The sequence below is a fragment of the Gemmobacter serpentinus genome (genome assembly GCF_008973825.1).
Taxonomy (GTDB): domain Bacteria; phylum Pseudomonadota; class Alphaproteobacteria; order Rhodobacterales; family Rhodobacteraceae; genus Gemmobacter; species Gemmobacter serpentinus.
Genome location: NZ_WCHR01000003.1, coordinates 44,141 through 64,648, shown reverse-complemented (window position 1 = coordinate 64,648; position 20,508 = coordinate 44,141). Strand labels below are relative to the sequence as shown.

Sequence of the window (20,508 nt, the reverse complement as noted above, 5' to 3'; positions counted from 1 at the left end):
CGCCGAACGCCGCCGCTACCGCAGGATCCTTGCCCCGATGCCCGACCTTTTCGCCTATACCGATGGTGCCTGCTCCGGCAATCCCGGCCCCGGAGGCTGGGGCGTGCTGATGCTCGCGCGCGAGGGCGAGGTGGTGGTGAAGGAGCGCACGCTGAATGGCGGCGAGCCTGATACGACCAATAACCGGATGGAGCTTCTGGCCGCGATCTCCGCATTGGAGGCGCTCAGCCGCGCCTCGGTGATCACCGTGGTCACCGACAGCGCCTATGTGAAGAACGGGGTCACCGGCTGGATCTTCGGCTGGAAGCGCAATGGTTGGAAGACCGCTGACCGCAAGCCGGTGAAGAATGTCGATCTGTGGCAGCGGCTGGACGCGGCGCAGGCGCGCCATCAGGTCACCTGGAAATGGATCAAGGGCCATGCGGGACATGCCGAGAACGAGCGTGCCGATGAACTGGCCCGCGAAGGCATGGCGCCGTTCAAGAAAAAGGGCGCGGCATGACGGTGCTGGCCGCGCTCGATTTTGCCTCCGTCGCGGTCTTTGCCCTGACCGGGGCTTTGGTGGCCAGTCGGGCACAGCTTGATCTGGTGGGGTTCATCTTCATCGCCTGCCTGACCGCCGTCGGCGGCGGCACGGTGCGCGATGTGCTGATCAACCGCGACCCGGTGTTCTGGATCGGCCAGCCGATCTATTTGGGCGTTGCAGCCGCCGCGGCGGTGCTGGTGTTTTTCGCCGCTCACCGGCTGGAAAGCCGCTACCGTGTCTTGCGCTGGCTCGATGCCTGCGCGCTGGCGGTCGCGGTGCCAGCGGGCGTGGGTGTGGCGCTTGCCGCCGGCCTGTCGCCGGCGGTCACCGTCGTCATGGGCATCGCCACCGGGTGCTTGGGCGGGCTGATGCGCGATGTGGTCTGCAACGAGGTGCCGATGGTCCTGAAGGCGGGCGAGATCTATGTGACCGCCGCCTTTGCCGGGGCACTTGCCGCCGTTGTGCTGACCTGGATCGACATGGACGGGGCGCTACTGGCCTGCGCGGTGGTCACCTTCGCCTTGCGCGCGGGTTCCATCGCCTTTGGCTGGCGCCTGCCGGTTTATCGCCCGCGCCCGCCGCGTGACGGATTGCGCTAATTCCGCTTTGCTTGTCACACAAGCCGGTTACAAAGGGCCATGCCCCGTAAGAAGCTCATTTCCGACAGCGCCGTGCTGACCGCGACTCTCCGCCTGCTGACCGACACAGGCGCGCGGGGCGTGTCCTTTGCAACCGTCGCGCAGGCAACCGGCCTCGCCGCTCCGACACTGGTGCAGCGTTTCACCACCCGCGACGCCATGTTGCGCGCGGCGATCAGCCAGGGCTGGCAGCAGCTGGAGACCGAGACCACCCAATTCGAAAGCGCCTGCCCGCTGAATGGCAAGGGCGCGCTTGCGCTGCTCAAGGCGCTTGGCGGCGATCTTTCCATCTCGCCCATGTTGCTGCTCACCGCCGATGACGATCCGGGGTTGCGGGCCCAGGCCGAAAGCTGGCGGGCGCAGGTCGAAACCGCATTGGCGCTGCGGATCGGCGGCGGGCCAAAAGGCCGGGAGGCCGCAGCGGCCCTGTTTGCGCTGTGGCAAGGGCAATTGCTGTGGCAAGAGGCCAGCGGCAAGCCGGTGCGGCTAAAGGACGTGCTGAAGCGTCTCAGCGATTGAAATATTTCTGCCAAAGCCAGATCAGCGCCATCGCCCCGGCAATGGCCCCGATCAACATGACGCCCGACCCCATCAGCCGATAGATCAGCCGCAGAACGAACCACGACACGCCCGCGCCAACCACGCCGATCAGAACGGTCGTCACCACGTCCAGCTGCACCCGCATGAATCGCGTGGCCAGAAAGCCCGCGGCGGCACCGACGATCAGGATCATGACAAAATTCATGCGGGCCTCACAGGGTTGGATGCGTGCAGTCTGACGCAAGGCCCGCGCGCTGTCCATCATCGCTGCACGGGCGCAATTTCCGCAGGCGGTTCATCACAGCAGACAGCGCGTTACCCGAGCACCGCAGGCAATGCAAAGCCACGCAACGCCTCATCCGGGGTCATTGCGCGCTTGCCTTCGCGTTGCAACAGGGTGATTTCCACCGCATCCACACCACAGGCAATGATGACACCGTGCAGCACCGCGCCGGGCGCACCTTCACCTTGCACAACGCGGCTGCCCAGCAGTTTCACCCGCTCGCCCGCCACATCACACCAGGCCCCGGGAAAGGGTGCCAGGCCACGGATCAGCCGATCCACCTCATGCGCGGGGCGCGTCCAGTCCAGCCGCGCCTCGGCTTTGTCGATCTTGGCGGCATAGGTCACGCCGGCGTCCGGCTGCGGCACGGGCTGCAATTGCGGCAGGTCGGCCAGCGCATCAAGGATCAGCCGCGCGCCCATGTCGCTCAGGCGGTCATGCAGCGCGCCGGTGGTTTCCTCCACGCCGATCGCGGTCGCCTCGCGCAGCAGCACCGGCCCGGTATCCAGTCCCGCCTCCATCTGCATGATGCAGATGCCGGTCTCCGCATCGCCCGCCATGATCGCGCGATGGATCGGTGCCGCCCCACGCCAACGCGGCAAGAGCGAGGCATGGATGTTCAGACAGCCATGGCGCGGCGCATCCAGCACCGCCTGCGGCAAGATCAGGCCATAGGCCACCACCACCGCAAGATCCGCGCCAAGGGCCGCAAATTCCGCCTGCGCCTCGGGCGATTTCAGGCTGGTCGGATGGCGCACAGGCAGACCCAGTTCCTCGGCCTTCATCTGCACCGGCGAGGGGCGATCCTTCTTGCCGCGCCCGGCGGGGCGGGGCGGTTGGCTATAGACGCAGACCACCTCGTGATCGCGCGCCAAAGCCTCCAGCACTGGCACGGAAAAGTCCGGCGTGCCCATGAAGACGATCTTCATCCCCGCCGTCTTCACCTCCGGTGCCTTCATCTCCGCCGCCTTCATCCGCGTCTCCGCAGCTTTTCCGATTTGGCGATCAACATCTTGCGCTTCACTGGGCCCAGATGGTCGAAATACATCTTGCCGTTGATATGGTCGATCTGATGCTGGACCGAGGTCGCCCAGAGGCCGACGAAATCCCGCTCTTCCACCACACCTTCGGCGTTCAGGAACCGGACCGTCACCGCACGCGGGCGGCTGATTACCGCAGAGACACCGGGCAGATTGGGGCTGGCCTCTTCATGCTCGCGGAACTGGATCGAGGCATGGAGAATCTCGGGATTGGCCATCAATACCGCCTGCCCGCGCTCCGTCGAGCAATCGACCACCGCCAGCCGCTGCATGACGCCGATCTGCGGCGCGCCAAGGCCATAGCCCGGCATCGCCTCCATCGTGTCGACCATATCCTTCCAGATGGCGCGCACCTCATCGGTGATCGCCTCCACCGGGGCGGCGGCGCTGTGTAGCCGCTTGTCGGGCCATTGCAGGCAAGCGCGTGCCGTCATGCCAGATACTCTGCTTCGGCCCGGGCGCGCGCTTCAGGCGACAGGCGGTTGAAGGTCACGACCCCGTCCAGATGATCGAATTCATGCTGGGCGCAGATCGCGTCAAATTCGGTCAGATCGGCCTGATGGGTTTCGCCCTCCAGATCCATCCAGCGCAGCTGGATCGCCCGCGCCCGGCTGACCTCGGCTGTCACGCCGGGAATGGACAGGCATCCCTCTGGCCCGCTGACCCGGGTTTTCGACATCCAGAGAATATCGGGATTAAGGCAGATGCGCGGATTGCGCGGCCCGGTCTTCCAGCCGCAATCCATCACGAAAACCCGCAGCATTGCCCCCACTTGCGGCGCAGCCAACCCCCGCCCGGGGGCCGCATACATGGTGTCCAGCATATCGGCGACCAGCTGACGCAGCTCATCGGTCACTTCTGTCACCTCGGCGCAGCGCGTCGACAGGCGACTATCGGGCCAGTGCAGAACGGGAAGCACGGCCATATCAGGCCTGCCGTGCGCGTTCACGCTTCAGCTTTTCCATCTTGCGGGTAATCATCTGCCGCTTCAGCGGCCCCAGAAAATCGATGAACAGCTTGCCGTTCAGATGGTCGATCTCGTGCTGGATACAGGTCGCCCAAAGGCCCGCAAACTGTTCCTCTTGCGCATGTCCATCCAATGCCAGCCAGCGCACGCGCACCTCTGCCGGGCGCTCGACTTCGGCATATTGATCGGGGATCGACAGGCAGCCCTCCTCATAGGACGACAGATCCTCGGACGACCAGATGATCTCAGGGTTGATCATCGCGATGGGGCGATGCGCCTCGGGTTCTTTCGCGCAATCCAGCACGATCACCCGTTTCATCACGCCGATCTGCGGCGCGGCCAGGCCAATGCCGGGTGCGTCATACATGGTTTCCAGCATGTCTTCCGCAAGCCGCGCAATCTCTGCCGTGATCTCGGTCACGGGGTCGCACAGCTTCTTCAGACGCGGGTCGGGATGGATCAGGATCGGGCGTATCATGGCCCTGATTTACGCGCTTGAGCCTTTTCACGCAATGCCAAGCACCAGCCCGGTGGAGCCTTGCCACCCCCCATCAGCGCGGCGCAGGAAGTTCGACATGTTCTCCCGAAACTTTCCTTAATGGTGGGATGAGATCCCAACATAACACATAAATAATGGATGAAATTTCTCACAGGCATAAAAAATTGCACCGCAACTGCGGGCAAACTAGCCTGCTGCCCAGATCTTGCGCCCGCCGCCAAGCGCGCTAGGCTCGGCCCGAACAGGAAGGACGACCATGACCAGCCCGGATTTTGACGAACAGATCGACCGCATCGGCACCCATTCGGTGAAATGGGACATGATGGAGACGCTTTATGGCGTCTCGCCGCAAGACGGGATCGCGATGTGGGTGGCGGATATGGAATTCCGGCCACCAGCCTGCGTGCAGGCAGCCGTCGAGAAAATGGCCGCCCATGGCCTCTACGGCTATTACGGCGACGAGGCAGAATATCTGGCGGCGATTCGCTGGTGGATGAAGACACGCCACGGCTGGGATGTGGCACCAGAGGCGATCTTCACCACCCATGGGCTGGTGAACGGCACAGCACTTTGCGTAGACAGTTTCACCAAGCCGGGGGATGGAGTCATTCTGATGACGCCGGTCTATCACGCCTTTGCCCGCGTGATCCGCGCGGCGGGGCGCGAGGTGATCGAATGCCCGCTGTCGCAGACCGATGGCCGCTACAGCTTTGACACCGCCGACTGGGAAGCCAAGCTGACGCCCACGACACGGATGCTGATCCTCTGTTCGCCGCACAATCCGGGCGGACGGGTCTGGTCGCTGGCCGAGTTGCGGGCCATTGCCGAGTTCTGTCGCAAGCATGACCTGATCCTGGTCTCGGACGAGATCCATCACGATCTGGTCTTCCCCGGCCACAAACATACCGTGATGCCGCTGGCCGCGCCTGGCATTCTCGACCGACTGGTGATGATGACGGCCACGACCAAGACCTTCAACATCGCAGGCAGCCATTCCGGCAATGTCATCATTCCCGATGCGGCCTTGCGGGCGCGTTTTGCCCAGCGGATGAATGCCCTTGGCATTTCGGCCAATTCCTTTGGCCTGTTCATGGCAACCGCCGCCTATAGCCCCGAAGGTGCGGCCTGGGTCGATCAACTGGTCGCCTATCTGGATGGCAATCGGCGTCTGTTTGATGAGGGGGTGAATGCCATTCCCGGCCTGCGCTCCATGCCGCTGGAGGCGACCTATCTGGCCTGGGTTGATTTTTCGGCCACGGGAATGCCCGCACAAGAGGCCATTGATCGCGTTCAGAAAACGGCGAAAATCGCCGTGAACCACGGCGCGAGCTTCGGCATGGGTGGCGAAAACAGCCTGCGCTTCAATCTGGCCGCGCCCCGCGCCCAGGTCCAGGAGGCCGTGCGCCGTTTGCAAGAGGCGTTCAAAGACCTGCAATGAGGCAAAGTGACGACAGGCGCCCGCGCCGGGGCCAGCGGTTCGCCCGCGCGTTTTCCCTGCTGGCGCTGATCTTTCTGATCGTGGCGGGGCTGATCTGGCTCCGCCACGATCTGCCCCCCGTCACGCCGCCCATTCCTCTGCCTCCGATGGCTCAAGGCCCGCTCGACGGCAAGGTCGATCACATCCTGATCGAGAAATCCGCGCGCCGGATGACGGTGTTTCGGGATGGGGATCCACTGAAAACCTATCGTATTGCGCTTGGCTTTGCCCCCATCGGCGACAAGGACCGCGAAGGCGATGGCCGCACACCCGAAGGGCGCTTTCGCATCGACCGGCGCAACGGGGCCAGTGCCTATCACCTGTCGCTTGGCCTCGATTATCCGCAACCCAAGGATATAAGCCGCGCCCGCGCAGGCGGCTACAGCCCGGGTGGCGATATCTTCATTCATGGCCAGCCCAACAGTCGCAAGGGCCAACCCACATTGATGCAGGACTGGACCGCCGGCTGCATCGCGGTTTCTGATAGCGAAATTCAGGAACTTTGGGCCGCGGTCGAGATCGGCACCACCGTCGAGGTTCGTCCCTGAGGCTTAATGCCTGGGCAGGTAGCCCACCGGCGCATCCGGGTCGCGCACATAATCCAGCGCCGGGCGATCGGTCACCACCGTCACCCGCTTGAAACTGCACAAAAGCAGCCCGCCCTCGACACGACTGGCCACGATCAGCGCCTGCAGGATATGGCGTGCGCCATCATAGACATCCACCAGCCCGCGCAGACGCGGTGCTTTTTCGGCGTCAAAGCTCAGCATACTGTCGGTCAGACCGACGACGGGAAAAACTGCATCGCCGATCTGCACCCGCAGACGCGACCGCCGGGCAGAGCGTGTCCGGGCAAGGCGCAGCCCCTCGCGCAGTTCTTCGGGCAAATGTTCCAGCATGGCCGCTCCTCCTTCGTCCAGCTTGTTCCAAGTCTCCGCCAGAACGGGTTAAAATCAAGTCAACCAAGCGACAGGATCTATCGTTTTCACGACAGATGCATGACAGCAACAGCACTGTGGCCTGCACGCCGCGTTGCCTTTGCGCCACGGATCGGCAATCTGGCGGCGCAGAGGCGGAGGGTGGCATGTCGGACCAGGCGGATCATGGCGGCGGGATCGATGCGGCGGCGGCGCGCTTTGGCGGCGCGCGCGGCGACTGGCTTGATCTTTCCACCGGGATCAACCCGGATCCCTATCCGGTCCCGCCCCTCCCCGCCGATGCCTGGACCGCGCTGCCCGATCAGGCGGCGCTGGATCGCCTGCTGCGTGCCGCGCGCGCCTTCTGGCAAGTCCCCGATGCGGCCGAGATCGTCGCAGCCCCCGGTGCCTCGGCCCTGATCGCCCGAATGCCCGCGCTCTGCCCCGCTGCTGCGGCGATCCCCGGCCCGACCTATAATGAACACGCGCGCGCCTTTCGCGCCGCGGGGCTTGCGGTTTCCGAGGATGCCTCGGCGCCGGTGCGGGTGGTCGTCCATCCCAACAACCCCGATGGGCGGCTTTGGCCAGTCACCACGGCTGGCGAAAGCCTGACCGTGATCGACGAGAGCTTTTGCGACACCATGCCCAAGGCAAGCCAGATCGCGCGCGCAGCAGAGCCGGGGGTCGTGATCTTGAAAAGTTTCGGTAAATTCTGGGGGCTGGCCGGTCTGAGGCTCGGCTTTGCCATCGGGCTGCGTGAGACATTGACCGGCCCGAGCGGGCATCTGCGCGATCTGCTGGGCCCATGGGCGGTCTCCGGCCCGGCGATGACGATTGGCGCGGTGGCCTTGCAGGACCGGAATTGGGCTGCAACCACACGTCAGAATCTGGCGGCATCTGCCGCGCGGCTGGATGGGTTGGCTTCTGCGCGCGGGGCACGTCTAGTTGGCGGCACCACGCTGTTCCGGCTTTATGAGGTTGGCTCAGCCTCATCATGGCAGGATCACCTCGCCCGCCACCGGATCTGGAGCCGGACCTTCCCATGGTCTGGCAGCCTGATCCGCCTCGGATTGCCACCGGATCACGGCTGGAACCGGCTCAGCACCGCGTTGGAGGGCCTGGCATGAGTGCGGCGCTGCTTCTGCCCGCGATGCTGCTGGATGCGGCGCTTGGCGAGCCGAAATGGCTCTGGACGCGTTGGCCGCATCCGGCGGTGCTGATGGGGCGGCTGATCCAGGCGATCGATGATCGCATCAATCAAGGGGCCGCACGCCAGATGAAGGGCACGGCCGCCATGGCGGTTTTGGGGGCCGGTGCCTGGGGCCTCGGCATGGCCATTGAGGTGCTGCCGGATTTCGGCCTGATCGAGATCATTCTCGTCGCGATGCTGCTCGCACAACGCTCGCTGGTTGATCATGTGGCAGCCGTCGCGCGCGGTTTGCGCGAATCCCCCGTGCAAGGTCGACGCATGGTGGCCCGGATCGTGGGCCGCGACACCGCCGATATGGACGGCCCGGCCATTGCGCGCGCCGCCATCGAAAGTGCCGCCGAGAACCTGTCGGACGGTGTGGTCGCACCGCTGTTCTGGTATCTGGTGGCGGGCCTTCCGGGCCTTCTGCTCTATAAAATCACCAATACCGCCGACAGCATGATCGGCCACCGCACCCCGCGGCACGAGGCTTTTGGCTGGGCTGCCGCGCGGTTCGACGACCTGTTGAACCTGATCCCCGCCCGGCTGACCGCATTGCTGCTGGCTCTGGCCCATGGCCGCTTCGATGCCGGGCCGGTCATCCTGCGCGATGCGCCGCTGCATCGTTCCCCCAATGCGGGCTGGCCCGAGGCCGCAATGGCGGTTGTGCTTGGGGTCGCGCTATCGGGCCCGCGCAGCTATCATGGCCAAAGCCGCAACTTCCCCTGGGTCTATCCGGAGGGGCGGCGAGACGCAGGCCCCGCCGATATCGACGCCGCCTGCCGCGCCTTGTGGCGCGCCTGGGCCGCAATGCTGATCCTGACCTTTGTTCTGGTGCTGATATGACCTCCTTTCATCCCTCGACCGAAGAACTGATGGCAGCTTTGCCGCATGTTCTGGCCGCGCCCTCTGACGCCGCCGAGGTGCTGCAACTGTGTTTCCGCCCCGGCTTCAACCAGCGCAGCTTTCCCGATATGCTACAGCTGACCCGCGCCTCCGGCGTGCCGGGTGAGCGGTTCACCACCGCACCCTGGCTGAAACTGCCCGATGGCAGCGGCGATCCGCGCATTCAGGTCTCCATCCTGCCGAAACGAGTGATGGATCTGGTCTGGCGCGACCGCACGGGCACCCCCCATCCCGGCGATACGATCATCGCCGATCTGGACACATCCGAGGCCAATCTGCCTGCTGGCAGCCTGCTTTCGGTGGGCAGCGCCGTGCTCCGTGTCAGTGATGTGTTCAATGATGGCTGCGTGAAATGGAAGGCGCGCTACGGGCGCGATGCCAAGGACTGGATCACCGCCCCCGGCCATCCCACATTGCGCCTGCGGGGGATCCTCTGTGCGGTCGAACAGGATGGCGTGATCCGGCGGGGCGACCTGATCCGCAAACGGCCCTGACCTACCTTATACCCAAACCCTTCACCTGCCTTTCCTGACGTGCCGTCCTGCGTCAGGAAAAGCCGATTCTGTTTAACACAGGGTTAAATGCCGATCTGCTCCAGCGCAGCACAGAAGGGTTCAGCGCCTACATTCCCTCTGCGGGGCGCCGCGCGCGACGCCAGAGGATGAAATGCGCCTCCGCCTCGGCCGCCAGGGCGGCCCATTGCGCCAGATCGCCCAAAGGCATTACCAAAGCCGCCTCGCCCGCGATGATCTGCATCCGTGCAAAGCCCATATTCTCGTTCCATGCCTCCATCGCCGTCACCGGCGGGCGCACGTTCCACGGCAGGACCAGCCGCCAGCCGCCCTCGGTTTCCTCGGCGCGAAACTCCGGGGCCTGTGCGGCGATCCGGGCATAGACTTGCGCGCCATCCCGTTCGACGCCGCAAAATCCGGCATCGAGAAATGCCCGTTCCACATCATCTGGCGTCATGCAACCATCGCCTCGGCCTTTTTCAGATCAACCGAGACCAATTGGCTGACGCCCTGTTCCTGCATGGTCACACCGAACAGCCGATCCATCCGCGCCATGGTCACCGCATGGTGGGTGATGATGAGGAAACGCGTCTCGGTCCGCCGTGTCATCTCGTCCAGAAGGTCGCAGAAGCGGGTGACATTGGCATCATCCAGCGGCGCATCGACCTCGTCCAGCACGCAGATCGGTGCCGGATTGGCCAGAAATACCGCGAAGATCAGCGACAGCGCGGTCAGGGTCTGCTCGCCGCCGGACAGCAGGCTGAGCGTCGACAGCTTCTTGCCCGGTGGCTGACACATGATCTCAAGGCCCGCCTCCAGCGGATCATCGCTTTCGACCAGCACCAGCCGCGCCTCGCCCCCGCCAAAAAGATGCGTGAACAGCGTCCCGAATGAGCCATTCACCTGCTCAAACGCGGTCAGCAGCCGCTCGCGCCCTTCACGGTTCAGGCCTTGAATGCCGCTGCGCAGCTTTTTCACCGCCTCTTCAAGATCCAGCTTTTCCTGCGCCAATTGGCCATGTTCGGCCTGCACCGCCTGCGCATCCTCTTCAGCGCGCAGGTTCACCGCGCCAAGCGCCTCGCGCTGACGTTTCAGGCGGCCCACCTCGACCTCCAGCGCATCCGCTGCCGGGATCGCCTCGACCTCGATACCCAGCGAGGCCAGCAAAGCATCCGGCGCGCATTCGGCCACCTCGGCAATCTGATGGGCAGCGGCGTCCTGCACCGCCCGCGCGGCCTCGGCGCGCGCCTCGGCACGGGCGCGGTATTCACGCGCCTCACCGGCCAGACGTTCGGCATCGCGCTCGGAGATCTGTGCCTCGCGCAGCGCGGTTTCCGCCGCAGTCAGCGCCTCGGTCGCGATGCGGCGGCGCTCGGTGGCGGCATCAATCGCCTCGGCCAGTTCCTCGCGGCGGATGGCGATTTCTTCCGGGGCCGCGCTGGCCTCCAGCAACTCTTCCTCGGTCTCGGCCTTGCGTTCAGCCAGTTCGGCGCTGCGCTTTTCGGCGGTCTCCAGCCGGTGACGCCAGCCGGAAAGTTCCTTTTGCACCTCCTGTCGCCGCCGGATCCGCGCCTCGCCCTCACGGCGCACCTCATCCTGACCGGCACGGGCCGACATCATCGTGATGCGCGCGGCCTCGACCGCCATTTTCAGCTGTTCGACCATGCTGCGGGCGTTATCAAGATCGGGCAAGCCCCCCATGCCCGCCTCGGCCTCCGACAGACGTTGCCGCGCCGCCATCGCCTCATCGTCAAAGCGCGCGACCGACAGGCGCGCGGCCTCGAGCCGACCACCGGCAAGGGCACGGTCCGCCTCGGCCCGCGCCAGAATCCGCCCCGCCTCGGTCACCCGCGCATCGGCGGCGCGCCGGGCCTCGCGCGCCATCTGATCGGCGCGGTTCAGGTCGGACAGCCGGGCCTGCAAGGCCTCATGGGCCTGACGCGCGCCCTCGGCCCGCGCGGCCACATCCTCCAGATCGCGCTTCAACTGCACAAGCCGGTTCAACTGGCGCAGCCGCAGGGCCGCGGCAGAGGGCGCATCCTCGGCCCCGGCGCGGAAACCATCCCACCGCCACAGATCGCCCTCAAGGCTGACCAGGCGCTGACCTGGCCGCAGCTGCGCCTGCAAATCCTGCGCCTGACCCTGGGTCACAAGCCCGATCTGGGCAATGCGCCGGCGCAGCACATCGGGCACGGTGACATGATCGCCAAGCGGCGCGGCCCCCAGCGGCAGCGGTTGATCCTGATGGTAATCGGGCAGCGGCACCCAGCCCGAGGCCCGATCCCCGGCGATTTCGGGTGCGCGCAGATCATCGGCCAGCGCCGCACCAAGGGCCGCCTCATATCCCGGCATCACCTGCACCCGGTCCAGCAGTTGCACGCCCGCCTGCGCCTCGCGCTCGACCAACCGCGCCAGCGTCGCCACTTCGGCCCGCAGCGCATTGGCCTCCCCCTCGGCACCGGAACGGGCAGAACGGGCCTCAGCCTCGCGGGTCTGGGCATTGGCGCGCGCCTCTTCGGTGCTGGCCAGCGCCTCTTCGGCAGCAATGGCAAGCTCTGCGGCCTCTTCCTGCGCGATGGCCGCAGCTTCCTGCGCCTCTGCCGCCGTTTCCTGTGCGTCCACCGCCGCATCCACCGCTTCGCGGGCGCGCAGCGCCTCGGCTTCGGCGCGGTCCAGCGTCACACGGCCCTCGGCCAGCATCCGCTGCGCCGATTGGTGACGGGCGGCAAGACGCGCAACATCCTCGGTGCGTTCCGAAAGCTGGCCCTCGCGTTCGGTCAGGATGGCACCCGCTTCGCGCGCCACCTCGCTGGCCTCGGCCAGTTTCTCGTCATGGCCCTCATGCGCTTTCAGAAGCTGCGCAAGTTCCCAGTCCAGCCGGGCAATGGTTTCGCCCGCATCGCGGTTCAGCCCGGCCTCGCGCTCCATATCGCGGATCAGCTGGGTAATCCGACCATTCAGCGTCTCGATCACCTGCCGGGCGCGGGTTTCCTGATCGCCAAGGGCATCACGCTGCACCATCAGGCGCTGCAAGATGGCCCCGGCAATCGCCTCTTCCTCGCGCCGGGGCGGCAGCACGGCCTCTGCCGCTTCGCGCGCGGTGCCCGCCTCGCGCGCGCGCCGTTCGGCGGTGGCAGCACCCAGCAGCAACTCGCGCAGACCCGCCTCGGCCTCGGCCCGGGCCTGATCGGCCTCGCGCCAACGGCGATACAGCAACATGCCCTCATTGCGGCGCAGATCCTCGCCGATCTCGCGATAGCGCGCGGCCTGACGCGCCTGCCGGGCCAGCGTCGCCAGCTGGCTGGCCAGCTGTTCCAGCACATCATCGACGCGGGCAAGGTTCTGCTCGGTCGCGTTCAGCCGCAACTCGGCCTCATGCCGACGCTGATACAGCCCACTGATCCCCGCCGCTTCCTCAAGAATCCGACGGCGCGCCTTGGGCTTGGCGTTGATCAGCTCGGATATCTGGCCCTGCCGCACCAAAGCGGGCGATTGCGACCCGGTGGAGGCATCGGCAAACAGCATCTGCACATCGCGCGCCCGCACATCGCGACCATTGGCCTTATAGGCCGATCCGGCATCCTTGGTGATGCGGCGCACGATTTCCAACGTATCAGCATCGTTGAACCCCGAGGGTGCCAGCCGGTCGGCATTGTCGATGATCAGCCCGACTTCGGCAAAATGGCGCGCACCGCGCGTGGCGGCCCCGGCAAAGATCACATCCTCCATGCCACCGCCGCGCATGGCGGTGGGGCGGTTCTCGCCCATGACCCAACGCAGGGCCTCCAGCAGATTGGACTTGCCGCAGCCATTCGGGCCGACCACGCCGGTCAGCCCGTCATGGATCACCAGCTCCGTCGAATCGACGAAACTCTTGAAACCGTTCAGGCGCAGGCGGGTGAACCGCAAAACACTCTCCGTCAATCAGACCGGCCGCCATCGTCGGGGGTGGCGAGGCGTGTGTCAACCGATCGGCGGTTGACCGCAAGGGGTGGTGCCGCAAGGATGGTCCGATCTTTCCCGTATTTCTCTGCAGGGAGCAGGGGCATGACCTTCCCACCGCCGCACCGGATGCGTGAACAGGATGATCCGCTGCCGGTTCTGGCCCTGATCCGTGCGGCCTTCGCCTATATGGAAGGGCGGATTGATCCGCCCTCATCGATGCAGACCCTGACCGGGGCGGATGTCACCGCCCATGCCAAGGGTCAGGAGGTCTGGCTGATTGGTGCCGCGCCCCTGGCCTGCATGTTTCTGACGCGAAAACCTGCGGCGCTCTATATCGGCAAGCTGGCCACCGATCAGGCGAAGCGCGGGCAGGGGCTGGCGAGGGCGTTGATCGCGCAGGCCGCCCTTCGGGCAGAGGCCTTGCATCTGCCCGCACTGGAGCTGCAAAGCCGGATGGAACTGGTCGAAAACCACACCGCCTTCTGCGCAATGGGCTTTGCCTGCGTGGCCGAAACCCGCCACCCCGGCTATGACCGCACCACCAGCCTGACCTTCCGCCGCGATCTTTGACTCAAGTTTCGGGTAACAGCTTTGCGCAAGCCGGGTCTTTTCGCGCGACCCCAATCCCGTCATTCTGGCGCAAATATCCCCGGAGGTGCCGATGATCGCCGCTTTGCTGCCCCTGCTTGCCGCGCAACTGGCGGGTGAGACCCTGATCCGCATGACCGGCCTGCCGCTGCCGGGGCCAGTGGCGGGGATGCTGATCCTGCTTCTGGGCTTTGCGCTGGTGCCAAGGCTGGTCGAGGTGATGCGCCCGCTGGCCACTGGCATCCTTGGCAATCTGTCCCTGCTGTTCGTGCCCGCTGGGACCGGGGTTATCGGCCATCTGGGCACGTTGAGCGCCAATGGCCCGGCGCTGGCGGTGGTGCTGATCGTCTCCACCCTTGCCGCCATCGCGGCGGGCGCACTGGCCTTCACCCTTGTCGCAACACTGACGGGGACGGAGGTCGAGGAATGACCGATTTTACCGAGATCTGGTCCTATCTGGCGCAGGGGCCGCTCCTCTGGCTGACCGCGACCCTGGCCGCCTATGCCATCGGCAATGCTTGTTTTCAGGCCTCGGGGCGCAGGCCCTTTGTCAACCCGGTGCTGATCGCGGTGGCGTTGCTGGCGGGCCTGCTCTGGGTAACCCGAACGCCTTACCCCGTCTATTTCGAGGGCGCGCAATTCGTGCATTTCCTGTTGGGCCCCGCGACAGTCGCGCTTGCCCTGCCGCTTTGGGACAATCTGGGCCATGTGCGCCGCGCGGCCTTGCCATTGCTGGCCGCGCTGCTGGCCGGATCGACGGTCGCAGTCGTCTCGGCCCTTGGTATCGCCGCAGCCTTCGGGATCAAGGGTGAGATTCTGGCATCCCTCGCCCCGAAATCGGCGACCGCACCCGTGGCGCTTGGCATATCGGATCAACTGGGCGGATCGCCCACGCTGACCGCCGTGCTGGTGATCCTGACCGGGATCATCGGCGCGATCTGCACCACACCGCTGCTGAATGCGCTGCGCATCCGCGATTGGCGCGCACGCGGCTTTGCCACCGGCGTGGCCGCCCATGGCATCGGCACCGCGCGCGCCTTTCAGGTGAATGCGACCGCGGGGGCCTTTGCAGGCCTTGGCATGGGGATGAACGCGGTGCTGACCGCCTTCATCGCCCCTCTTGTCCTGCGGCTGTTTCAGTAAACGCCGCTGGTCACGCCAAGCGCCTCGTTCAGCGCATCCTGCAGCGGGTCGCCGGTGCTGCCTTGCGCCGGCGGCTGCGGCACGGGTTGGAGTTGCTGACCATCGCCATTCACCCAGGCCCCTGGCACATTGCCGGAATTGGCACCCATATTGCCGCCGGCCATATTCCCAGACGGGATGACGTCCCCAACGCCCTGGCCCGCAGCAATATTGCCCGAACGCGGTTGCGGCGGCAGCATCGGCAACGGCGTGGCCGGCACCCCTTCATGCACCCGCTTCATGACCTCGTGCCAGATCTCGGCGGGCAGCCCGCCCCCAGTCACACCGGCCAGCGGGCGATTGTCGTCATAGCCCATCCAGACGCCCACGACATAATGCGCCGAAAAACCGATGAACCAGGCATCGCGCGCCGCATTTGTGGTGCCGGTCTTGCCAGCCACCGGCACATCGCCCAGCTTTGCCCGCCCCCCGGTGCCGCGCTGGATCACCTGAGTCAGCATATAGATCAACTGCTGCGCGGCCTCGGTCTGGATCACGCGTTCGCCAATTCCGCCCTCCTGGCCGATCAGCTCGGTCTCTTCGCCCTGCAATTGCAGGCTGACCAGACCATAGGGCTGCACCGAAGACCCGCCATTCAGGATGCCCGCATAGGCGCCGGTCATTTCCAGCAGCGTGCTTTCCGATGCGCCAAGCGCCAGCGCGGGCCCCGCCGCCAGATCGCTTTTCACCCCGAATTGCGAGGCAACCGTGCGCACCACATCGCGCCCCACGGCCTCAGACAGACGCACGGCGGGGATGTTGCGGCTTTCCGCCAAGGCCTGCACCAGCGTGACCGGCCCCTTGAACTTCTTGTCGTAGTTTTCCGGGCTCCAGGGCCCCGAGCCCTTGATGTTGATGGTCAGCGGCGAATCGTCGATCAGATCCAGCGGGCTGTAGCCCAGATCCAGCGCCGCCGCATAGACGAAGGGTTTGAACACCGATCCGGTCTGGCGCAGCGCCTGCGTCGCCCGGTTGAAGCTGCCAGCACCCTGGGTCTTGCGGCCACCGACCATGGCACGCACGGCACCATCCGCGCTCATCACCACAATGGCCGCCTGCGCCTCGGACCCCTCTTTCACCTTGGTGGCAAAGACATCGGCCAAAGCCGCCTCGGCCTTGCGCTGGATCGCCTGATCGAGCGTGGTGCGGATGATCACATCCTCGGTCGTGTCCTTGGTCAAGAAGGTCGGACCGCTTTCCATGACCCAGTCGGCGAAGAAGCCGCCCGCATTCTTGGCCGCGGCTTCAGACAATTGCGCCGGATTGGCGCGGGCCTGATCGGCCTCGGCCTTGGTCAGAAAACCCTGCTCTTCCATCAGGCCGATGATGACATTGGCCCGGTCCTGCGCGCGCTTCAGGTTGCCGGTCGGCGCATAGCGCGACGGCGCTTTCAACAGGCCCGCCAGCATAGCCGCCTCGGCCGCCGTCACATTGGCCGCCGACTTGCCGAAGTAACGCTGCGCTGCGGCTTCAAAGCCGCGCGCCCCCGCACCCAGATAGGCGCGGTTGAAATAGATGGTCAGGATTTCGGCCTTGGAATATTTGGCCTCCATCGCCAGTGCGAAGGGGATCTCCTTGACCTTGCGCCAGACGCCACCCGCACGGCAGTCTTCTTCATAGGCGGCCTCTGACGGCCATTCAGACGGCACATAATCCACGCCCAGACACAAGAGTTTCGCCACCTGCTGCGTGATGGTGGAGCCACCATTGCCTGAAAGCGGTCCACGTCCTTCCGAAAGGTTGATGCGCACGGCGCTGGCAATCCCGCGCGGGCTGACCCCGAAATGGCCATAGAACCGCTTGTCTTCGGTCGCGACCACCGCTTCGCGCAGGTATTTCGACACATGATCCGACGTAATCATGCCGCCGAAGGTTTCCCCGCGCCAGGCATAGACCTGCCCGTCACGGTCCAGCATGGTCACCGAGCCGCGCGCCCGCGCATCGACCAGCCCGCTGACCGGCGGCAATTGCTGATAGAAATAGAAGCTGGCCCCCAGCACGATCAGACCAATCAGCGCGGTCACACGCCAGCCAACGCCCCAGATGATGCGCCAGATCAGCGACACAAGCCCAAGGATCAGCGTCAGGATCAGCCCGTGCTTGCGTGGCGGGCGGGCGCGGCGCGGGCTGCTTTTTTGCGCCGCAGGCTTTTTCGGCGGTGGTGTGCCACGACCCGATCCGCCACCGCTGCCTGCCGGTTTTCCAGCCGCCCGATAGCGTTTGTCCGCAACAAGGGGCGCACCCCATTTTCCCGATCCACTCATGCCCGTCACGCCTGCATCGATTATCGTTTTGCCGGGATCTTCCCGACTTTGACGGAATCTTACTCTGCGATGTCGCGAATGTGGAGTGGTCGAAAAGCCGATTCGCAATTCCATGCCGCCCATTATTTAGGCATCACCCGCCATTTGTGCAAAAGATGTGCATCAATCGCTCAATCCCCGGTTTTCCTGAAGGCCGAAAACTTGTGCAACTGCGGCAATCCCCGCCTCCTTGGCCTCGCAAGGCTCGTCCGCGGGCCGTCTGCCAGAAAAGGGGACGCACGTGAAACTGATCATCGCAGCAATCAAGCCGTTCAAGCTGGAGGAGGTCCGCGAGGCGCTGACCACCATCGGTGTGCGCGGCATGATGGTCACTGAAATCAAGGGCTTCGGCTCTCAATCCGGCCATACCGAGATCTATCGCGGGGCCGAATATGCCGTGAACTTCGTGCCGAAGATGCGGCTTGAAATCGTCGTGGCCGACAGCCTCGCGGATCAGGTGGTGGAGACGATCCGCACCACGGCGCGCACCGACAAGATCGGCGATGGCAAGATCTTCGTGCTGGACGTTGAGCAAGCCGTGCGCGTGCGCACCGGCGAGACCAACGACGACGCGCTCTGAGCGAACAAGGGTGGAAGGGGAAGACAACACCATGAAAAACCTGATGAAACTCTCTGGCCTGACGGCGCTTGCGTCGCTCGCGGCCTTGCCCGCGCTCGCGCAGGAAGCGACCGAGGCTGTCGTGGAAGTGGCCGAGGCCGCGCCCACGCTGGATACCGGCGACACCGCCTGGATGCTGATCTCCACCGCGCTGGTGCTGTTCATGATCCTGCCCGGCGTCGCACTGTTCTACGGTGGCCTTGTGCGCACCAAGAACATGCTGTCGATCCTGATGCAGACCACCGCCATCACCGCGATGTGCATGGTGATCTATGTCCTTTATGGCTATTCTTTCGCCTTCGGCGGCTCGGAAAGCGCCTATTTCGGCGGGTTGGGCAAACTGTTCCTGTCGGGCATCACGCCGGACACGCTGTCGGGCACCATTCCCGAATATGTCTTCATCTCGTTCCAGATGACCTTCGTCTGCATCACCTCTGCCCTGATCATCGGCGGCTTCGCCGAGCGCATCAAGTTCGGCGCGGTGCTGCTGTTCGTGGCGCTGTGGGCGACCATCGTCTATTTCCCGATCGCCCATATGGCATGGGATGCAAACGGCCTGTTCTTCGGCTGGGAAGTGTTTGACTTCGCCGGTGGCACCGTGGTGCACATCAATGCCGGTGTTGCAGCCCTTGTCGGTGCCATCGTTGTCGGCCCGCGTATCGGCTACGGCAAAGAAAACATGGCCCCCCACTCGCTGACCCTGACGCTGGTTGGTGCCTCGATCCTGTTCGTCGGCTGGTTCGGTTTCAACGCCGGTTCGGCACTGGGTGCCTCGACCACCGCAGGCCTTGCGATGATCAACACCTTCACCGCAACCGCTGGCGGCATCCTGGGCTGGATCGTCGTGGAATATCTGGCACGCGGCAAAGCCTCGATGCTGGGTGGTGCCTCGGGCATGGTGGCCGGTCTGGTCGCGATCACCCCGGCGGCTGGCGTTGTCGGCCCGGTGGGCGCGATCTTCCTCGGCGCGATTGCCTCGGCAGCCTGCTACTACTTCGTGGCCGTGGTGAAGAACAAGCTCGGCTATGATGACAGCCTCGACGTCTTCGGCATCCACGGCATCGGTGGCATCATCGGCGCGGTCGGTGCAGGCATCTTCTGCGCCCCGTCGCTGGGTGGTCAGGGCTTCGCCGGTGAGCGTGGCATGATGGAGCAGGTGACCTATCAGGTTCTCGCCGTCGGTATCACCATCGTCTGGTGTGCAGTCATGTCTTACATCCTCTTCAAGATCGTCGGCGCGATCTTCGGTGGCCTGCGTCCCGCCCCTGAGGCCGAGCGCGAAGGTCTGGACCTGACCTCGCATGGCGAACGCGCCTATCACTACTGATCTCCATCCGGCTGCGGGGCCCCTCCTCCCGTCTCGCAGCTGAATGGAAACCTAGAAGGCCCGGGGTTTGTCTCCGGGCCTTTTCCATTGCGGACCCGCTTGATCCGGCGATAGCAGCGGCTTGTTACATCAGGCCCGGATTCAGGCGTGATCTGTCAGGAGATGCTGCCGGGCCCTATAGATCAAGCGATGGTCATGGTGGCGAGGGAAAGCTCCGCTACCTTAACCACGCAGGTCTCGCCGCGCTGCAAGACGATACTGCCGGGCTGATCCCGCCGGACAATGGTGCGGGCCTTATGTCTCAGGCGATGGTGACGGTGGCAGGCGACAGCCCCTCAATCTCCACCACGCAGGTCTCGCCGCGCTGCAAGGCACCGACGCCCGCAGGCGTGCCAGTCATGATCAGATCGCCCGCCTCCAGCCGGACGAGGCTGGACAGATAGGCGATCACATCGGCGACCGGCCAGATCATGGTCGACAGATCCGCCTCCTGCCGCGTGGCGCCTGCCACGATGCATCGGATCACCCCCTGCGGCACCGCCTGCCCCGGATGGATCGCCCCGACCACAGCCGACCGATCAAACCCCTTGGCCATGTCCCACGGCCTGCGCGCGGCCTTGGCCGCCGCCTGCAGGTCGCGCCGGGTCAGATCATTGCCCGCCGCATAGCCAAAGACATGATCCAGCGCCCGATCCACCGCGATATCCGCGCCGCCCTTGCCAATGGCCACCACCAACTCTGCCTCAAAGTGCAGATCCTCGGTTTGCGGCGGATAGGGGATGGTCGCGCCGCTTACCACCAGCGCATCGGCAGGCTTCGTGAAGAAGAAGGGCGGCTCCCGATCCGGGTCATGTCCCATCTCGCGGGCATGTTCGGCATAGTTGCGCCCGACACAGAAGATGCGGCGTAACGGGAACCGCGCAGATTGCCCCAGAACGGCCAGACTGGGTGGTGCGGTTGGCGGAAAGACATAGTCCATGAAACGAAAACCTCCGGGTCAGGGGATCACCCTGCCCGGAGGTCAGATCAAGTTCAAGCTGCAGGTCTGGC

Annotated in this window: 23 protein-coding genes; 13 read left to right on the top strand and 10 right to left on the bottom strand. The window is 65.0% G+C overall.

Annotated elements, in window-relative coordinates; genetic code table 11:
- The first annotated feature begins 37 nt into the window (after positions 1-37).
- The 3 genes from rnhA to GBJ34_RS00850 are packed head-to-tail and all read left to right on the top strand — an operon-like array spanning position 38 to position 1,683.
- Complete coding sequence (gene rnhA / locus GBJ34_RS00860; RefSeq protein WP_151717363.1) at positions 38-502, top strand: ribonuclease HI; 465 nt, start codon at positions 38-40, stop codon at positions 500-502.
- Positions 499-1,125, top strand: coding sequence for a trimeric intracellular cation channel family protein (locus GBJ34_RS00855; protein ID WP_151717362.1), 627 nt, complete (start codon positions 499-501; stop codon positions 1,123-1,125). The genes rnhA and GBJ34_RS00855 overlap by 4 nt, the downstream gene beginning before the upstream one ends.
- Before the next feature lie 39 nt (positions 1,126-1,164).
- Entirely contained in the window at positions 1,165-1,683 is a 519-nt protein-coding gene (locus GBJ34_RS00850) for a TetR family transcriptional regulator (RefSeq protein WP_151717361.1), read from the top strand.
- Here GBJ34_RS00850 and GBJ34_RS00845 read toward each other — a convergent pair.
- The 5 genes from GBJ34_RS00845 to def (GBJ34_RS00825) form a co-directional block, all read right to left on the bottom strand.
- A complete protein-coding gene (locus GBJ34_RS00845; protein WP_151717360.1) occupies positions 1,673-1,909 on the bottom strand; it encodes a GlsB/YeaQ/YmgE family stress response membrane protein in 237 nt (78 codons plus the stop codon). The two genes, GBJ34_RS00850 and GBJ34_RS00845, sit on opposite strands and share 11 nt — an antisense overlap.
- Before the next feature lie 110 nt (positions 1,910-2,019).
- On the bottom strand, positions 2,020-2,916 hold the full coding sequence (gene fmt / locus GBJ34_RS00840) for a methionyl-tRNA formyltransferase (protein ID WP_151717430.1): 897 nt from the start codon (positions 2,914-2,916) through the stop codon (positions 2,020-2,022).
- A gap of 41 nt (positions 2,917-2,957) precedes the next feature.
- Entirely contained in the window at positions 2,958-3,461 is a 504-nt protein-coding gene (gene def / locus GBJ34_RS00835; protein WP_151717359.1) for a peptide deformylase, read from the bottom strand.
- A complete protein-coding gene (gene def / locus GBJ34_RS00830; protein WP_151717358.1) occupies positions 3,458-3,952 on the bottom strand; it encodes a peptide deformylase in 495 nt (164 codons plus the stop codon). Before def (GBJ34_RS00830) ends, def (GBJ34_RS00835) begins: the two co-directional genes overlap by 4 nt.
- A gap of 1 nt (position 3,953) precedes the next feature.
- Entirely contained in the window at positions 3,954-4,472 is a 519-nt protein-coding gene (gene def, locus GBJ34_RS00825) for a peptide deformylase (protein WP_151717357.1), read from the bottom strand.
- A gap of 277 nt (positions 4,473-4,749) precedes the next feature.
- Between def (GBJ34_RS00825) and GBJ34_RS00820 the strand changes: the two genes are divergently transcribed.
- Both GBJ34_RS00820 and GBJ34_RS00815 read left to right on the top strand, forming a co-directional pair.
- Entirely contained in the window at positions 4,750-5,931 is a 1,182-nt protein-coding gene (locus GBJ34_RS00820; protein WP_151717356.1) for a MalY/PatB family protein, read from the top strand.
- Positions 5,928-6,518, top strand: a complete 591-nt coding sequence (locus tag GBJ34_RS00815; protein WP_151717355.1) for a L,D-transpeptidase family protein — start codon at positions 5,928-5,930, stop codon at positions 6,516-6,518. The genes GBJ34_RS00820 and GBJ34_RS00815 overlap by 4 nt, the downstream gene beginning before the upstream one ends.
- A 3-nt stretch (positions 6,519-6,521) precedes the next feature.
- Here GBJ34_RS00815 and GBJ34_RS00810 read toward each other — a convergent pair whose 3' ends face one another.
- Positions 6,522-6,869: a hypothetical protein gene (locus GBJ34_RS00810; RefSeq protein ID WP_151717354.1), complete on the bottom strand. Its 348-nt coding sequence runs from the start codon at positions 6,867-6,869 to the stop codon at positions 6,522-6,524.
- A 185-nt stretch (positions 6,870-7,054) separates the two neighbouring features.
- Here GBJ34_RS00810 and GBJ34_RS00805 point away from each other — a divergent pair, with 185 nt between their 5' ends.
- The 3 genes from GBJ34_RS00805 to GBJ34_RS00795 are packed head-to-tail and all read left to right on the top strand — an operon-like array spanning position 7,055 to position 9,476.
- A complete protein-coding gene (locus GBJ34_RS00805; protein ID WP_151717353.1) occupies positions 7,055-8,014 on the top strand; it encodes an aminotransferase class I/II-fold pyridoxal phosphate-dependent enzyme in 960 nt (319 codons plus the stop codon).
- Positions 8,011-8,922: an adenosylcobinamide-phosphate synthase CbiB gene (gene cbiB, locus GBJ34_RS00800; RefSeq protein ID WP_151717352.1), complete on the top strand. Its 912-nt coding sequence runs from the start codon at positions 8,011-8,013 to the stop codon at positions 8,920-8,922. The genes GBJ34_RS00805 and cbiB overlap by 4 nt, the downstream gene beginning before the upstream one ends.
- Positions 8,919-9,476: a hypothetical protein gene (locus GBJ34_RS00795; RefSeq protein ID WP_151717351.1), complete on the top strand. Its 558-nt coding sequence runs from the start codon at positions 8,919-8,921 to the stop codon at positions 9,474-9,476. The genes cbiB and GBJ34_RS00795 overlap by 4 nt, the downstream gene beginning before the upstream one ends.
- A gap of 127 nt (positions 9,477-9,603) precedes the next feature.
- Here GBJ34_RS00795 and GBJ34_RS00790 read toward each other — a convergent pair whose 3' ends face one another.
- Positions 9,604-9,951 (bottom strand): hypothetical protein, encoded by a 348-nt coding sequence (locus tag GBJ34_RS00790; RefSeq protein ID WP_151717350.1) that lies wholly within the window; start codon positions 9,949-9,951, stop codon positions 9,604-9,606.
- A complete protein-coding gene (locus GBJ34_RS00785; RefSeq protein WP_151717349.1) occupies positions 9,948-13,403 on the bottom strand; it encodes a chromosome segregation SMC family protein in 3,456 nt (1,151 codons plus the stop codon). Before GBJ34_RS00785 ends, GBJ34_RS00790 begins: the two co-directional genes overlap by 4 nt.
- Positions 13,404-13,541: 138 nt before the next feature.
- Between GBJ34_RS00785 and GBJ34_RS00780 the strand changes: the two genes are divergently transcribed.
- From GBJ34_RS00780 to GBJ34_RS00770, 3 genes are all read left to right on the top strand, one after another.
- The gene (locus tag GBJ34_RS00780) at positions 13,542-14,009 is read left to right on the top strand and encodes a GNAT family N-acetyltransferase (protein ID WP_226341000.1); all 468 of its coding nucleotides are present in this window, start codon (positions 13,542-13,544) and stop codon (positions 14,007-14,009) included.
- Positions 14,010-14,100: 91 nt separating this feature from the next.
- Positions 14,101-14,457, top strand: a complete 357-nt coding sequence (locus GBJ34_RS00775; protein WP_151717348.1) for a CidA/LrgA family protein — start codon at positions 14,101-14,103, stop codon at positions 14,455-14,457.
- Complete coding sequence (locus GBJ34_RS00770; RefSeq protein ID WP_151717347.1) at positions 14,454-15,170, top strand: LrgB family protein; 717 nt, start codon at positions 14,454-14,456, stop codon at positions 15,168-15,170. Before GBJ34_RS00775 ends, GBJ34_RS00770 begins: the two co-directional genes overlap by 4 nt.
- On the opposite strand, the gene GBJ34_RS00765 is transcribed toward GBJ34_RS00770, so the two are convergent.
- Positions 15,164-17,473, bottom strand: coding sequence for a transglycosylase domain-containing protein (locus GBJ34_RS00765; protein WP_151717346.1), 2,310 nt, complete (start codon positions 17,471-17,473; stop codon positions 15,164-15,166). The two genes, GBJ34_RS00770 and GBJ34_RS00765, sit on opposite strands and share 7 nt — an antisense overlap.
- 280 nt (positions 17,474-17,753) lie before the next feature.
- On the opposite strand from GBJ34_RS00765, the gene GBJ34_RS00760 reads away from it, so the two are divergent.
- The gene (locus tag GBJ34_RS00760) at positions 17,754-18,092 is read left to right on the top strand and encodes a P-II family nitrogen regulator (RefSeq protein ID WP_151717345.1); all 339 of its coding nucleotides are present in this window, start codon (positions 17,754-17,756) and stop codon (positions 18,090-18,092) included.
- A 31-nt stretch (positions 18,093-18,123) separates the two neighbouring features.
- The gene (locus tag GBJ34_RS00755) at positions 18,124-19,458 is read left to right on the top strand and encodes an ammonium transporter (protein ID WP_151717344.1); all 1,335 of its coding nucleotides are present in this window, start codon (positions 18,124-18,126) and stop codon (positions 19,456-19,458) included.
- 301 nt (positions 19,459-19,759) lie between these two features.
- On the opposite strand, the gene GBJ34_RS00750 is transcribed toward GBJ34_RS00755, so the two are convergent.
- Complete coding sequence (locus GBJ34_RS00750; protein WP_151717343.1) at positions 19,760-20,437, bottom strand: fumarylacetoacetate hydrolase family protein; 678 nt, start codon at positions 20,435-20,437, stop codon at positions 19,760-19,762.
- Between the last annotated feature and the right edge of the window lie 71 nt (positions 20,438-20,508).

What these genes read in the sequence shown, in the direction of transcription:
- GBJ34_RS00795 (WP_151717351.1), top strand. Translation starts at nt 8,919, where the DNA reads ATGACCTCCTTTCATCCCTCGACCGAAGAACTGATGGCAGCTTTGCCG.
- GBJ34_RS00845 (WP_151717360.1), bottom strand. Translation starts at nt 1,909, where the DNA reads ATGAATTTTGTCATGATCCTGATCGTCGGTGCCGCCGCGGGCTTTCTG.
- fmt (WP_151717430.1), bottom strand. Translation starts at nt 2,916, where the DNA reads ATGAAGATCGTCTTCATGGGCACGCCGGACTTTTCCGTGCCAGTGCTG.
- GBJ34_RS00820 (WP_151717356.1), top strand. Translation starts at nt 4,750, where the DNA reads ATGACCAGCCCGGATTTTGACGAACAGATCGACCGCATCGGCACCCAT.
- GBJ34_RS00790 (WP_151717350.1), bottom strand. Translation starts at nt 9,951, where the DNA reads ATGACGCCAGATGATGTGGAACGGGCATTTCTCGATGCCGGATTTTGC.
- def (WP_151717359.1), bottom strand. Translation starts at nt 3,461, where the DNA reads ATGACGGCACGCGCTTGCCTGCAATGGCCCGACAAGCGGCTACACAGC.
- GBJ34_RS00765 (WP_151717346.1), bottom strand. Translation starts at nt 17,473, where the DNA reads ATGAGTGGATCGGGAAAATGGGGTGCGCCCCTTGTTGCGGACAAACGC.
- GBJ34_RS00850 (WP_151717361.1), top strand. Translation starts at nt 1,165, where the DNA reads ATGCCCCGTAAGAAGCTCATTTCCGACAGCGCCGTGCTGACCGCGACT.
- rnhA (WP_151717363.1), top strand. Translation starts at nt 38, where the DNA reads ATGCCCGACCTTTTCGCCTATACCGATGGTGCCTGCTCCGGCAATCCC.
- GBJ34_RS00775 (WP_151717348.1), top strand. Translation starts at nt 14,101, where the DNA reads ATGATCGCCGCTTTGCTGCCCCTGCTTGCCGCGCAACTGGCGGGTGAG.
- cbiB (WP_151717352.1), top strand. Translation starts at nt 8,011, where the DNA reads ATGAGTGCGGCGCTGCTTCTGCCCGCGATGCTGCTGGATGCGGCGCTT.
- GBJ34_RS00755 (WP_151717344.1), top strand. Translation starts at nt 18,124, where the DNA reads ATGAAAAACCTGATGAAACTCTCTGGCCTGACGGCGCTTGCGTCGCTC.
- GBJ34_RS00770 (WP_151717347.1), top strand. Translation starts at nt 14,454, where the DNA reads ATGACCGATTTTACCGAGATCTGGTCCTATCTGGCGCAGGGGCCGCTC.
- def (WP_151717358.1), bottom strand. Translation starts at nt 3,952, where the DNA reads ATGGCCGTGCTTCCCGTTCTGCACTGGCCCGATAGTCGCCTGTCGACG.
- GBJ34_RS00750 (WP_151717343.1), bottom strand. Translation starts at nt 20,437, where the DNA reads ATGGACTATGTCTTTCCGCCAACCGCACCACCCAGTCTGGCCGTTCTG.
- def (WP_151717357.1), bottom strand. Translation starts at nt 4,472, where the DNA reads ATGATACGCCCGATCCTGATCCATCCCGACCCGCGTCTGAAGAAGCTG.
- GBJ34_RS00805 (WP_151717353.1), top strand. Translation starts at nt 7,055, where the DNA reads ATGTCGGACCAGGCGGATCATGGCGGCGGGATCGATGCGGCGGCGGCG.
- GBJ34_RS00780 (WP_226341000.1), top strand. Translation starts at nt 13,542, where the DNA reads ATGACCTTCCCACCGCCGCACCGGATGCGTGAACAGGATGATCCGCTG.
- GBJ34_RS00855 (WP_151717362.1), top strand. Translation starts at nt 499, where the DNA reads ATGACGGTGCTGGCCGCGCTCGATTTTGCCTCCGTCGCGGTCTTTGCC.
- GBJ34_RS00810 (WP_151717354.1), bottom strand. Translation starts at nt 6,869, where the DNA reads ATGCTGGAACATTTGCCCGAAGAACTGCGCGAGGGGCTGCGCCTTGCC.
- GBJ34_RS00815 (WP_151717355.1), top strand. Translation starts at nt 5,928, where the DNA reads ATGAGGCAAAGTGACGACAGGCGCCCGCGCCGGGGCCAGCGGTTCGCC.